Source organism: Streptomyces sp. NPDC006544, assembly GCF_040611715.1.
In the GTDB taxonomy this organism is placed as follows: Bacteria; Actinomycetota; Actinomycetes; order Streptomycetales; family Streptomycetaceae; genus Streptomyces.
The window spans coordinates 18,917-31,278 of record NZ_JBEXOV010000086.1; the positions used below are offsets into that span (position 1 = coordinate 18,917).

Annotated in this window: 12 protein-coding genes and 2 pseudogenes; 7 read left to right on the forward strand and 7 right to left on the reverse strand. The window is 68.4% G+C overall.

The annotated features are described in order from the left end of the window. Positions 1 to 285 precede the first annotated feature (285 nt). The 5 genes from ABZY44_RS29640 (at position 286) to ABZY44_RS29660 (ending at position 3,671) form a co-directional block, all read left to right on the forward strand. Positions 286 to 537: a hypothetical protein gene (locus ABZY44_RS29640; RefSeq protein ID WP_356659126.1), complete on the forward strand. Its 252-nt coding sequence runs from the start codon at positions 286 to 288 to the stop codon at positions 535 to 537. 142 nt (positions 538 to 679) lie between these two features. Next, on the forward strand, positions 680 to 1,453 hold the full coding sequence (locus ABZY44_RS29645) for a DUF5710 domain-containing protein (RefSeq protein WP_356659128.1): 774 nt from the start codon (positions 680 to 682) through the stop codon (positions 1,451 to 1,453). Between the two features lie 443 nt (positions 1,454 to 1,896). Further along, positions 1,897 to 2,220 carry a hypothetical protein gene (locus ABZY44_RS29650; protein ID WP_356659130.1) on the forward strand — a complete coding sequence of 108 codons (324 nt, stop codon included), beginning with the start codon at positions 1,897 to 1,899 and terminating at the stop codon, positions 2,218 to 2,220. Positions 2,221 to 2,363: 143 nt separating this feature from the next. Then, positions 2,364 to 3,335, forward strand: a complete 972-nt coding sequence (locus ABZY44_RS29655; protein WP_356659132.1) for a HEAT repeat domain-containing protein — start codon at positions 2,364 to 2,366, stop codon at positions 3,333 to 3,335. 132 nt (positions 3,336 to 3,467) lie between these two features. Further along, positions 3,468 to 3,671, forward strand: coding sequence for an ATP-binding protein (locus ABZY44_RS29660; RefSeq protein ID WP_356659134.1), 204 nt, complete (start codon positions 3,468 to 3,470; stop codon positions 3,669 to 3,671). A gap of 17 nt (positions 3,672 to 3,688) precedes the next feature. Here the strand turns inward: ABZY44_RS29660 and ABZY44_RS29665 are convergent, their stop codons facing one another. Both ABZY44_RS29665 and ABZY44_RS29670 read right to left on the reverse strand, forming a co-directional pair. Next, on the reverse strand, positions 3,689 to 4,357 hold the full coding sequence (locus ABZY44_RS29665; protein WP_356659136.1) for a hypothetical protein: 669 nt from the start codon (positions 4,355 to 4,357) through the stop codon (positions 3,689 to 3,691). Between the two features lie 227 nt (positions 4,358 to 4,584). Continuing rightward, positions 4,585 to 4,791, reverse strand: a pseudogene (locus tag ABZY44_RS29670) (IS701 family transposase); the annotation flags it as partial. 91 nt (positions 4,792 to 4,882) lie between these two features. Here ABZY44_RS29670 and ABZY44_RS29675 point away from each other — a divergent pair. Beyond that, positions 4,883 to 5,431: a hypothetical protein gene (locus ABZY44_RS29675; protein ID WP_356659138.1), complete on the forward strand. Its 549-nt coding sequence runs from the start codon at positions 4,883 to 4,885 to the stop codon at positions 5,429 to 5,431. A 104-nt stretch (positions 5,432 to 5,535) separates the two neighbouring features. On the opposite strand, the gene ABZY44_RS29680 is transcribed toward ABZY44_RS29675, so the two are convergent. The 5 genes from ABZY44_RS29680 to ABZY44_RS29700 all read right to left on the reverse strand — a co-directional run bounded on the left by ABZY44_RS29680 (position 5,536) and on the right by ABZY44_RS29700 (position 11,519). Continuing rightward, positions 5,536 to 7,506 carry a bacterial transcriptional activator domain-containing protein gene (locus ABZY44_RS29680; protein ID WP_356659140.1) on the reverse strand — a complete coding sequence of 657 codons (1,971 nt, stop codon included), beginning with the start codon at positions 7,504 to 7,506 and terminating at the stop codon, positions 5,536 to 5,538. Between the two features lie 1,083 nt (positions 7,507 to 8,589). Further along, the gene (locus tag ABZY44_RS29685; RefSeq protein WP_356659142.1) at positions 8,590 to 9,054 is read right to left on the reverse strand and encodes a GNAT family N-acetyltransferase; all 465 of its coding nucleotides are present in this window, start codon (positions 9,052 to 9,054) and stop codon (positions 8,590 to 8,592) included. Between the two features lie 66 nt (positions 9,055 to 9,120). Then, complete coding sequence (locus ABZY44_RS29690) at positions 9,121 to 10,443, reverse strand: UDP-glucose/GDP-mannose dehydrogenase family protein (RefSeq protein WP_356659144.1); 1,323 nt, start codon at positions 10,441 to 10,443, stop codon at positions 9,121 to 9,123. An 84-nt stretch (positions 10,444 to 10,527) separates the two neighbouring features. Beyond that, positions 10,528 to 10,998 carry a hypothetical protein gene (locus ABZY44_RS29695; protein ID WP_356659146.1) on the reverse strand — a complete coding sequence of 157 codons (471 nt, stop codon included), beginning with the start codon at positions 10,996 to 10,998 and terminating at the stop codon, positions 10,528 to 10,530. 284 nt (positions 10,999 to 11,282) lie between these two features. After that, positions 11,283 to 11,519 carry a hypothetical protein gene (locus ABZY44_RS29700; protein ID WP_356659148.1) on the reverse strand — a complete coding sequence of 79 codons (237 nt, stop codon included), beginning with the start codon at positions 11,517 to 11,519 and terminating at the stop codon, positions 11,283 to 11,285. Between the two features lie 544 nt (positions 11,520 to 12,063). Between ABZY44_RS29700 and ABZY44_RS29705 the strand changes: the two are divergent. Then, positions 12,064 to 12,362: pseudogene (locus tag ABZY44_RS29705) on the forward strand (HAD family phosphatase); the annotation flags it as partial.

Consider the following 12,362-nt stretch of genomic DNA (forward strand, 5'->3'; position numbering starts at 1 on the left):
CATGAGACGGCCACGCCGGAGGACCTACGTCCGGCGGTGGAGGCTGCGCCGGAGTCGGGGCCGAAAGGCCCGGTGGGCAGCTGCCGCTCGCGTCGATGATCGACCGAGGCAGGCACATTGGCCGCACGTGCAGACCAGAGACAGCGGTTGAGCGAACCCCTGAACGCTATCGGGGAACAGGAGCCGACCGGCTGCCTACTGGTACACGGCAGGAATGGACATTTCGACGTCCGGGCCTCGCCGTGCCCGCGTGGGAGAGAGCCCGGAAGAAGGGTCTCTCGAACCGTGAGCGATTTCCTCTCCTCTGCCTCCGACGTGCTCGACTTCATCGGTGCCGTCCTCGCACTCGCGCTGGAGGTCCGCCGTTTGCGCCGGGGCCGCAAGCCCGGGCCTACCGAGAACGGTCCGCAAGACGATGGTGCCAACCGCAACGACTCGGGTGGTCAGGACGCCAAACTGCTGATGCTCGGGGCCTCGTCCGGGGGACGGGGCCCCGAGCGCTGCTTGGCTCACATCGCCGACGGCTTCGGGCTGTGACCCAGAGTTCGTCAATGTGGCTCTCTCCGCGTTGCCAGGCGCCTTCGAAAGGGAACGATTGCTCCATTGCCTGACGTCTTGTCAGCGGTTGTCTCTAGGGTGAGTCCAGAACCGTGACGCAATCGCAGCAAGGAGTAACGGCATGGCACTTGAGCGGATCTGGCTGGACGTTCCGTTCGCGGAAAAGGACGCAGCCAAGGCCGGCGGGGCCCGATGGGACGGGACCGCCCGGCGCTGGTATGCGCCGCGTGCCGGGATGGCCGACCTGGAGCGCTGGACTCCCGGGGCGGACATCCCTGAGCTCCTGCCGGGTGAGGACCGCTCGCTCGGCAGCGGGCTGTTCGTCGACCTCGTGCCGAGCAGCTGCTGGTTCACCAACGTGCGATCCTGCGTCGTCCAGAAGGACTGGGACCGCCTCCGCCGCATGATCTATGACCGCGCCGGCAACCGCTGCGAAGCCTGCGGCGCGGGTCAGGAACGCGAGGCGAAGCGCTGGTTGGAGGCGCACGAGCGGTGGACCTATGACGATGCCACCCAGGTGCAGACCCTGAAGCGGCTGATCTGCCTGTGCACCGACTGTCACACGGTCACGCACTTCGGCTTTGCCCAGATCCGCGGGCTCGCGCCCCAGGCCCGTACTCACCTGATGAAGGTCACCAAGATGACCGGCGCCCAGGCCGACCTTCACATCGCTTCAGCGTTCAACCTCTGGCAGGACCGGTCCCGCATCACGTGGACGCTGGACCTAAGCATGCTTACTGACGTTGGAATCACTCTGGCCCCGCCGCCGGACGCGGCCGCCCGCGCCGACGTGGCTCGCAGGACCCTTGCCGGTGAGGCCGGTGCGGGCCCGTCCAGCGGGTTGCCCCGGCAGTCGGGCGCCAATGCCCGGACGGACGCGCGCAGGAGCTGGTAGCGCCCCTTCCAACGGGTGCGGACGTGCGGTCTGCGGCCGCACCCGCCGTCGTCAGCACTACTGCGGGGCGGTCACCCCCGCGCGCGCCTGACCGTGGCGCAATCACCACCAGCACCAGGTCTGGAACACCCGGAGGCGGGCGAGTTCGTCACCACGGCCGACGCCGCCGCGGCCACCGCCGCGGCGACCGCAACCGCCGAACCCGCCCACGCACCCCTCGCCCGCACCCTTGCCCCCCGGCCTCGCCCAACGCGTCGGGCGAGCGTAGGAGAGGACTTGAGGCGGCATGGGCCGAAGCAGCAGACCGGGCAGGAGAGCAGGGCGGCGGGTGACCGGATGGGCCGGGGTGAAGTGCCGTTTCCCCGGTGAACCAGGTTCCCGGGCGGGTGAACCCAACTTCGGGGGACTGTTGCTGACGGTGCGAAGGCCGGTACAACCGGCGCATGATGATCATGATGCGGGCGGCCATCACGGCCGCCGCCCTTGCCCTGTCCTTGCCCGCAACCGCCGCACACGCGACCGAACAGCCCGCGGCCCCGGCGCCCGCGCCGGCTGTCGTCCCGCAGGTGCTGCCGATCGGGGGCGCGGTCTCCGCGCTCCCGCTCGCCACCGAGGACCGGACCAGCTACCAGCGCACCAGCTTCCGTCACTGGAACACCGGTGCGAAGCCGTCCGACGGCTGTAACACCCGCGTTATCTCTACGCTTCGCGCCATGGTTGAGCTGTTCTTGCAGCGTACGTGGGGGATCGTTGACTGTGTGTACTGAGAGGCACATGAGTCACAGGTCACGCGTGGCGGCTGAGACAGGGCGGACCGGCCGCCGGCCCGCTTGGCCCTGAGGCGCCTGCGCTTAGGATGTCGGCGAACGCGGCACACTCAAGGTTTCGCCGCATCTCGGAAGAAGCCCCCATGGACGACGTCGTCGCCCGCATTCACGCCAAGCTGTCCGCAGCCTGCTCGGAGCCGGTCCCTCGTCCGCGGACCTACGTGCGAGCACCTGGCGGCCAACGGCTGGGTCCCCCGCTCGGAGAACAGCGCGTGGCCGCCTTCGAGTCGGTCCACGGCGCCCGCCTTCCCTCCGCGTATCGCACGTTCCTACGCGAAGTCGGCAACGGAGGTATAGGCCCCGACTACGGCCTTCTGCCGCTGACCCGCTGGAACGTCCGTGACATCCCTGATGCCCGTCAGCAACTGGGGCGGCCTTTCACACTGGATCCGACCGGCGGTATACCCGAGCAGTGGGCGCCCTGCGCTGATCAGGTTGATCCGTATGCGGGCACCCATCCTGTCGACCACCGTGGCTGCCTGGAGATGACATTGCTGGTCATCACCGGGCCCGCCCGAGGCCGACTCCTGGACGCCAACCTCGGAGACTTGGCTATCCCTCCGACGTTCCTCCCTCAGCCGGACTTCCTCAGCTGGTACGAGCACTGGCTCGACGGTCTGCCGGAGTGCGGGCTTGCCCCCGACTTCCGCGGCCAACCCCAAGGCAGCTATGAGGAACTCGTCGATCACCTGACCGGCTCGGATTCTGCCTGCGAGCGAGGTACTGCCGCCTACACCCTGGGCGGGCGTCTCCCTCTTGCCAGTCGTGCCCAAGACGCGCTGCTCGCGGCCCTCGCCGACGACCCCGACCGCCGAGTCCGTATGGAGGCGGCGAAGACTCTGGCAGATCTGTACAGCGGGGCAGCCGAGGCACTTGTGCAGGCACTGAGCGATCCGGATCACTGGGTCAGACGACGAGCCATGGTCCATCTGCTGCAGGTAACTGACGACGAGCCTGCCTACGGCTCGGCAGCCCGTGTGCTCCTGCACGACGAGAACCACAACGTCAGGATGGCGGCGGCCGACCTCCTCGGCCGCGCCGGATGGGCCTCGTAGAGGTCAATGCGGGGGCACGGACCGCATGGCGCGCCGGAGTCCCGCTCTGGCGGCCGTAAGGTCGTCCTCGGTTTCCCGTAGGCGTCCATCCAGTTCGGATACCTGAACCTGGACAAGAAGGGCGCCAAGCTCTTGTTCCAGATCTTCACCGAGCGCGAGGAATGCAAGGCGACCGCCGTGGCCACGAACTCCCCGTTCGCCGAGTGGGACAAGACCTTCGGCGGCCCCCGCCTCTGCGCGGCCATCGCCGACCGGATCACCTTCCGCTGCACCCTCATCCAGACCGGCACCGAGTCCTACCGCTTCCGCATCACCGAGGCAGAACGACAGAGCTAGCAGGGCAGTTCGCCTGGTCAGTCCGGGCTGGAAAGTGGAGTACGCAGCTCCACGCGAAGCCGGATCGAAGTATCGATGGGCAGTCCCAGACAGGCCAACTGAAGGTCCTCTGAGTAGTTCGCGATGAGGTCGAGATCTCGTAGCTGCCGCCGGAGCTCGGCAACGGTTGCCTCGTCGAGGTCAGGTAGGTCCTCTTCCTGCGCGGCGAGGTGCTCAAGGTGCTCGTCCACAACGTCCACGGCCCGTCGGCTGGCCCAGACCGCGAAGTCCCGGCACTCGAACAAGTAGGCGTTTGCGGCATAGAGCGTCACGGCCGCCGCGTGCTCGTCCGCGTCGTCGGGACCGTCCTGGCCATCGTTGTGGCAGTAATCGCTGAGCATGTACTCGGCCACACTCCGCTTCACGGCCGTGAAAGCGGTCGAGTCCCCCAGGGAACCCTCCCACACGGAGTTCAGCAGGGGCCGCAGACTCATCGTGAACGGCGCCCGGTCCTCCTCGGGCAGTGCTTCATGCCAGCTCATGAGCCGTTCGGCAGTGCCAGCTGCAAACACTCCGCGCTCACCCGACGACATGGCCGCCAGGCGCTCCTCCACCGACGCCGACAACTCCTGCCACGTGTTCAACCGAGCAACCCCCAAGTCAAGAAAAGGCGTGCTCACGCCCGCCTCGGGGATCATCGCACCCACCCCTGACAACCCTTGAAGCGGCCGTCCACCCGGCGGCGAACGGCCCTACGCTCCCAGCACACCCCTGGCTCTCGGGGATGTACCCCCCCTCAACGTGCCTTCGACGAAGGAGGATTTGTCATGTCCGCATGGCCTCGAATCGCCTGTCCCGCCTGCCGTCGCTCCGTCGCCGTGAGCCCGGACATGCGCCACCTAGCCCGCCACGACCCGCCGGGACCCCAGAAACCGTGCTGCATGGCGTCCGGAGTGGCCTCCCCGGCCCATTCGGCGATGGTCCAGCAGTTCTTCCGCGGCAGGTCCGCGAGCAGTCCCAGCACCAGATTCCGTATTCGGCGTCGGGGTTCGACCCGTGCGAACCGGCCTGCGATGCGGTCCATCAGGCCCTCGAACGCTTCCTGCCAGCGGGCAGCGTCTACGCTGTGACCTGCAGCCACCGCGTGATCGTTTGTCTTCACACACCGATGATCAACGGTGGCCGCACCTGTCAGAGCCAGCAGGGCGGAAAGGCTCGTAGAAGGAGTCGCAGTGCTCGGGTTGCTGGGCTTCTACGACGAACTGGACGACCGCTCCGGGCAGCCGAGCGGATCGATCCGCGACGCCGTCGGGTCCGTCGGCGAGCCGGACGAGGCGGACGTGGTGGCCTACCTCGACGCCGGCCATGTCCTGATCGACGTCATGGAAGCCGGACACGACGTCATCACCGGCAGCACCCACCGGCACTCTCCGGGATGCTCCTCCCTGGTGACCGACGGCACCTGGTTGTGGCGCCAGGACTTCCCGCACTACCTGGAAGCCCACCACGTCGCGCTGCCCGGGATGTTCCTCGAACACGTCCGCAGCCTGAACTACCAGATGCCCACCATCGCCGTCGCGCAGTTCGCTCCGCACTACGACGAGACCATGCCCCTGGTCGGATGGGCCTCGGCTGTCCCGTGGCGATCGACGGCGACCACGCTCGTGCCTGAACTACGAGTAGTGACCAGCAAAGCCCAGTTCGACGCGACGATGCTGGACCAGCACCGGAACCGGCCACACGGCAGCTGGGGCAAGCGGCGCAAGCCACGGAAAGCGTAGGCACCGGCAGCCCAACAGCGATCTACAGCTGGAGTACTAAGCGACACCGGGTCATGCGTGTGGGGGCCCCGAGGGCGGGTCCCATGCGTGGTCATGAGTTGGGGTCAACTGGCGGGGGCGGGGTGGCCGGAGAGGGCGAGGTCGATGGTCTCTTCGGTGAGGGTGTCGAGGGTGATGTCGTAGGTTCGTGCCATGTGTTGGAGGCGGGCGACGGTTTTGCGGAGGGCGGTGGTGTTGTCGGCGGCTTGTTCGATTTTGAGGAGGTCGCGGTAGAGGATTTCTGAGGTGTCTTCGATTTCCAGGGCGTGGAGGATGGTGCGTCGGGCGGCGTCGAGGTCGGGGGTGTCGCTGTCGGTGTGCCAGCGGGCGAGGGTGTGCGCGGTGTCGGTGATCTTCGACAGTATTTCCTGGATTACGGGTTCGGCCCAGGGCAGGTTGCGTCCTTCGAACGGTTTGCCCCGTACCAGGGCCATCGCTTCCTCGAGGTCGGCGACACCAGCTGGTGGGCCGGCGGCGAGTCCGCGGGAAGCGAGTTGTTTGAACAGGTCCCAGTCGGAGGTGACCGCGGGATGGAACCGGTATCCGCTGCCGTCCTTTGGTCGGGGGAGTAGCGGGAGGCCGTCGTGGGTGAGCCCGATCGCGGTGCGGAGCTCGGAGAGCCGCGAGTGTAGGGTGCGGACGTTCCACGGGTTGACCGGGTCCATGGTCTGGCACAGGTACTCGGCGCTGCGTCCGGGGCGGAGATGGATGAGCGCGGCCACAGCTGTGGTCCGGGGAGTGTGGGCGTGAACGGACCCGCTGCCACCCGTGATCCGCAGCGTACCGAGCGTGTCGATCCGGACCGCGGTGTCGTTGCCTTCCACGGGCGTTGCGTTTTGTGGGGGCATGGTCGTGTCCCGGCCTTCGGGCGTGTGGGGGAGTAGGTCCGCGACGAGGGGTGTCCCGGCTGGGATGGGGGCGCCGGGCTGGTTGTCTGTGGGCTGCGGGTTTGGGGTGGGGTTCAGGCCTGCCAGGAGTGCGGGGAAGGGGTTGCCGGGGTCCTGGGCGTCTTGGCTGGTGACCCGCAGGGTCAGGGGGTGTCCGGAGGCGGCTGCCTGCTCGTGGCTTTCGGTGAGGCCCCATACGCCGGTCGCGGGGACGGGGTCCTCGGTGGTCACCTGGAGGGCGTGGACGTACTGCCGGTACTGCTCGTCGGTGACGCGCTGCAGCGTCACAAAGACGTCGAGCGGCTCGAGGTGAGTGTTCTGGTCGCGGGTCGTATCGAGGATGTGGGCGTGGGGGAAGGCGTGCCGGGTCGCGGGTGTGGCGGGCAGGATGACGGCTGTGTTCAGGCTGCGGGCGGCGGAGAGTGCGTCGGCGAGCTGGGTGATGTGTTCCTCGTCGTGGTCGCCGGCTGCGATGAGCAGCCAGGGCAGGACCTGTTCGCCGCTCTGATGTGCTTCGAGGAGGAGTTCGCCGAGGTCGGAGGCGATGGCGGGCAGGTGGGGCATGGTGCGGATCCGCCCGTGCGGTAGAAGCCCGGCCAGACGTGTCCCGAGGCCGGCGGTGAGGATTTCGCTGTAGTCGGTCCAGGAACACGTTCCCAGCTCGAGGGCCAGGGCGCGGGCGACCTCGAGGACCTCCTCGCCGGTGCCGTCCAGGAGCAGGATCCGGCAGGTCATGAGGTCGGCCAGCAGCAGGCCGTCATCGGTGGCACCGAGGGTGACCAGCCCGGGGTAGGGGGCCTGCACATCCTTAAGGTCTTCGGCGGCGCCGAGGCGGGCCTGGGGGTCCAGGGACCAGGTGCGGGTGTCGGGGCCGGTGGTGAACGGTGCGATCGGCTCGGCAGGTTCGTCGAGGAGCAGCGAACACCTCCGCCACCCCACCCGGATCGGCCGGAGGCCGACGGCATCCGAGACGCGCGGGGTGGGTGCGGCCTGGGCCACTGTCGCCTTCGGCGCGGTCAGGGAGAGGGCGAGGGCCAGGGGACCGGCCGCGAGAGCCGCCCAGATCCCGATTCGCGTGAACCGGGGCTCGCGGGAGACCCGCCGGCCGGCCGGGACGGTCTCGGGACGAGAGCGCCGCAGCGACGTCACCGGCGATGCGGCTGCGCGCGCCGGACCGTACGGTCACGGCGTGGGGGAATGGGACTCACGATGACGCACCTTCCTTGGGAGGGGAGTTGATTCACCCCGCGAAACGGCGACGCCCTCACCAGTTCACTCCCCACGGCTACGCCCCCGGCATCACAGGTCGGAAACGACCGAGACGGTGACTCACCAGTGAGCCACCACAACTCCCCAGTGCAGGTCAGAGCCCCGCAGTCCGCTACTCACCGCGCCTTTTGATGTCACCGGTGAGTTGTATGGGGCGTCTTCGTGCGTTCGGTGACCGTTGGAGCGGACTGAGGGTGCACTGGCCAGAGCGGGTGTGATCGAGGCGATCCACAGCACAAGCTCGTCATCCCCAGCGGCGCGACGGTATGGAGGGCGTCCGGACGATCTGCGAGCAGACGTTCACGCCGGCCGGAGCTTGGGGCATACGGTGAGCCGGACGCGGCTACGGATCGGGAACTTCAACCGCGCTGTCTGCCTGGACGGCGTCGACGTCTGAGTTCTGGAGAGGCCAAGGGACACGTGGACCAGGCGGCTTCTGTACTTGACCGCTGCCATTGTGAGCCGGACGGGGCCCTCCGCCGTAACCGCCCAGTCGGCCTTGCCGCTCGAGGCGTTGACGATGACGTGTGGTCTCACCTGGGCCATGACGGTGTTCAGTTGTTCCCGCAGATCAAGGGGGTGCCACTCGGCCCCGGAGAGATCGCCGGGGCTTGGTCGCGTACGTCGCGACGGTTGTGTGTCCGGCCGCTCTCGCCTGCCGGATCAGCTCGGTGCCCAGGAAGCCGCTACCGCTGATGATCAGAGCTGTCATGCGTGACACGGTAGACCGGACCCGGTGGGCACGGGCGGAGACCGGTTCCACTTTGCAGATCGCCCGCATAGTCGACAGCACGGCCCGTCACGCGCGCCAAGGATCAACGGCGAAGGCGACCCCGAACTGGGGGACCGCCTTCGCGTCATGGTGCGTGCCAAATCTGCTCCCGGCAGCCGCTGGTCGTTCGCTCGGGCCGGACGGCAGGACGATTGCGTCCGCGCTGGCTGGATCGCTCACCTTGCGTGCTGCTACTTCTGAGGTTGCCAGACGTAGCGGATGTCCGGCTCCCGCTCGTCATTGCGCAGTCCGTCCGTTCGCTCGACCGCGACGAAGCCGTGCCGTTCGTAGAACCGGTGCGCCGACTGGTTGACCTGGAATGTCCACAGCACCAACCCGTGCGGCTGCTGCTGCTTGGCCAGGGACATGAACCGGTCGCCCAGCCCCTGCCCGCGCCACGCCGGGTCGAGGTAAAGCTGCTTCAGCTCCCCGTCGCTGAGCACCATGACTCCCACCACCTTGTTCTCGGTGACCGCGACCCAGGTCTCGTACTGGGGCACGACCACGCGTGAGAACCAGTCCCCTACCTCGGAATCGCTGTGCGCACAGCGCACTGACGGCAGGGCGGCTGTGAAGGAGCGCAGCCACACATCGGCGGCAGGGAGCACGTCGGGCCTGCCCGCTCGGCGGAGGTGGACGTCGTCGTTACTGTTCACAGCGGAAGGCCTCCGCACGTTGCAGGGTTCCATGACGTCTTGCACGACCCCGTCTCAGGGCCGGTTCTACTTCCCGGGACGTCCGAGCTGGCGGACGGTCCAGCCCGCCGCCCGCCAGGGCCCGGGGTCCAGGGTGGTCCGGCAGTCGATGAGCAGGGCGCTGGCGGGGCGGTCGACGAGGGCTGCGGGGTCGGCCTTGCGGTACTCAGGCCATTCGGTGGCCAGGACGATGAGGTCGGCGCCGTCGAGGGAGGCGGGCAGGTCGTCGGTGTAGTCCAGTTCCGGGTTGCGGGTCATGGCTGTGGTCACGGCCTGCGGGTCGTGAACGGTGACCGTGGCGCCGGCCTGCTGGAGGGCGTGGGCGAGCGCGAGTGCGGGGCTTTCCCGGACGTCGTTGGTGCCGGGCTTGAACGCGGCGCCCCACACGGTGATCTTGGCGTTGTTGACCGGGCGGTCGCCGAGGGCGTTGCCGATGAGGTCCATGGCGACGTCGGTGCGGGACTCGTTGATCTTCTCGGCGGCGAGCAGAAGGGTGGCGGCTTGCTCGATGCCGAGCTGCCGCGCGCTGGCGGTGAAGGCACGAACGTCCTTGGGGAGGCAGCCGCCGCCGTAGCCGATGCCGGGCTTCATGCCGCCGCTGCCGATGCGGGGGTCGATGCCGAGGATCTCCACGATCTGGGAGATGTCGCCGCCCGCTGCCTCGCACATGTCGGCGACGGCGTTGATGTAGCTGATCTTCAGGCCGAGGAAGGTGTTCGCCGCGCCCTTGGCCAGCTCGGCGGTCTGCGGGTCGGTGACGAAGATGGGGACGCCGGCGTCCAGGATGGGGGCGTAGACGGCGCGGATCGCCTTCTCTGCCTCGGCCGTGGTGAGACCGGCGATGAGGCGGTCTGGGCGCAGCGTGTCCTCAACCGCGTGGCCCTCGCGTAGGAACTCGGGATTCCACACCACTTCCACCGCGGTGCCGGCCGGGGCGAGGCGTTGGGCGAGGGCGGTGACCTGGGCGGTGGTGCCGACGGTGACCGTGCTCTTGCCGACGATCGTGCACGGGCGGTCGAGGTGGGGGGCGAGCTGACGGATCGCCCCAAAGACCTGTGCGGTGTCGTAGGAGCGGCCGTCGGCGTCGATGGGGGTGCCGACTCCGATGAAGTGCAGTTCGGCGAATTCCGCGGCCTCGCGGATGTCAGTGGTGAACCGCAGGCGCCCGCTCGCGGTGTGGCAGGCAAGTAGCTCCGGGAGGCCGATCTCGTAGATGGGGCACTGACCGGCGTTGAGCCGGTCGACCTTGGTCGGGTCTACGTCCACGCCGATGACTTCGTGACCCAGTTCGGCCATCGCTGCCGCGTGCGGGATGCCGAGGTGCCCGCAGCCGATTACGGAAATGCGCATTCGTTGACTCTCATCCTGGGAGGGGCCCGCGTGCGGGGCCGGGGATCGAGCCCCGAGGCTAACGCCGTTCCTCGGCCCCACAGTTCACGCGCCGTTCGCGTTGAGGTTCAGCAGCCGCTCCAGCTCGCCGATCGCGACAGCGGCCGTCTGACGTACGACGAGGTCACCGGCCTGCGGCGCCTCCAGTGGATAGTCGAACCAGGATCCGTCCGGACGGGGGAACCCCTCAGGGTCGATGAGGAACACCTTGAGCCCGGCCGCACGGGCCCGCTTGGCCACCCACCGCCGGTCGGCGTGCAGCCCGATCACGAGCAGAGCCTTCGCGTCGGGGTGGAAGGCCGGCGGGATCCGCTGGTCGTAGCGGCGCACGAACTGCTCATCGAACCCGGCGCGCGCGCCGAGCGCATCGAAGTTGTTGGTGATGAACGGGCCGACCATGTGCCCGGCCTTCTCCATGCGCTTGAGCGCGTGCAGGGCCGGGGTGACCTCGGCGTTGAAGCACGCCCGGTACATGTCCGACAGCTCGCCGACCTTGTCCAGGGTGTCCAGGAACATCTCCGCGAGCAGCGGGTCCCGGCCTGGGGCCAGGACGAACGTGAACTGAACGTGGTGTCGATCACCTCGTAGCCCGTCGGAAGCTTTCGGCCGGCCCGCAGATCCTCCGGGTGCTCCTCGATGCGGATCATGTGGACGCGCAGGTCTTCCAGTTCGTACCGGCCCGGCCCGACCTTTTTCCAGCCGCTCTCGGTCAGCATGTCGTGGTTCTGCTCCCACGCCTCCTCGATCTCGTCCAGGGGCGCCGCCACCGAGTGGTACAGGTACAGCTGTTGCATGGCCAGCTACGGCGCCGCCGTGGTTTCCACGAGCCCGTACTGGTGCCAGTAGTGGACGATGCGGCGGCGCGCGTCGCCCCCGCCCGTCCAACCGGAGTTGGAGGCGGTCTCCTCCTGCTGGGTGCGCCGCCAGATGCCCTCTTCCTCGAAGCGGGGCCGGCCCGCGGTCACCCCGTAGAAGTCGTGCCACTTGCGGAGCTGGGTCTCATCGAGCTGGTCGATGACCGTGACGGGAAAGTGCATGTCGTGTCCTCGATCTTTGACGTCGAAACGGGTCCGCCCCCAGGGGAGGGGGAGCGGCGGGTGGGCTAGCTGAGGGAGGCCACCGCACCGGTGAGCGCGGCGGTAGAAGAAGACGCCTCGCTGCTCGCATTCCTCCACCAGGGGCCAGAGCAGGCCGGGCGTGACCTCCACGCCGTGCAGGTGGCCGATGCCCCGGACCTCTCGCATCGGTGCCGCGGATGCCCGGCACGGTCGGTGGCCGCCGCGCACATAACCCAGCGAGCCGCGGATGCGGCGGGGCGACATGGCAGCCGCTCGAGAACTGCGCGGGCCGGCCGCAGGCGGAGTCCGGCCGGTGCTACGGGGCGGGCTCGTAGACGCTGGTGGGGACGGAGAGATGCCGGGCGACTTCTCTGGCGAGCAACTTCGCGGTCGCTCCGGCCCGGACGCAGCGAGGCGCCCCTGACTTCCAACTGATGTGGGGGTGGAGCCGCTTCATGCGTACCGCGTTCATGCCGCGCGGTACCGTCCCAGGTGAGGCGATTCACGAAGGGACATGTACAGGATGACGTACCCCACCGGCAGTGCCAACGACCGCCGCCCGAAGGGGCTGATCCTCGACTTCGCGGGCGTGCTGACCGCAGACCCCCGTCCCGTCCACCGACAGTGGTGTGCGACTGAAGGTCTGGACGCCGAAGCGTGGCGCTCCACCCTCAGTGACCATCCCGAGGGGCGCCGACTTTACGCCGCCCTGGAGATCGGTCAGATCGGGCAGGCCGAATGGAACACGGCCACCGCCGCCCTCCTTGGCGCGGGCGTGAACCCTGTGAACCTCATGGGCCGGGCCTGGACTGGGGTGCCGAC

What these genes read in the sequence shown, in the direction of transcription:
- ABZY44_RS29645 (WP_356659128.1), top strand. Translation starts at nt 680, where the DNA reads ATGGCACTTGAGCGGATCTGGCTGGACGTTCCGTTCGCGGAAAAGGAC.
- ABZY44_RS29700 (WP_356659148.1), bottom strand. Translation starts at nt 11,519, where the DNA reads ATGCACTTTCCCGTCACGGTCATCGACCAGCTCGATGAGACCCAGCTC.
- ABZY44_RS29695 (WP_356659146.1), bottom strand. Translation starts at nt 10,998, where the DNA reads ATGTTCCTGGACACCCTGGACAAGGTCGGCGAGCTGTCGGACATGTAC.
- ABZY44_RS29650 (WP_356659130.1), top strand. Translation starts at nt 1,897, where the DNA reads ATGATGATCATGATGCGGGCGGCCATCACGGCCGCCGCCCTTGCCCTG.
- ABZY44_RS29690 (WP_356659144.1), bottom strand. Translation starts at nt 10,443, where the DNA reads ATGCGCATTTCCGTAATCGGCTGCGGGCACCTCGGCATCCCGCACGCG.
- ABZY44_RS29655 (WP_356659132.1), top strand. Translation starts at nt 2,364, where the DNA reads ATGGACGACGTCGTCGCCCGCATTCACGCCAAGCTGTCCGCAGCCTGC.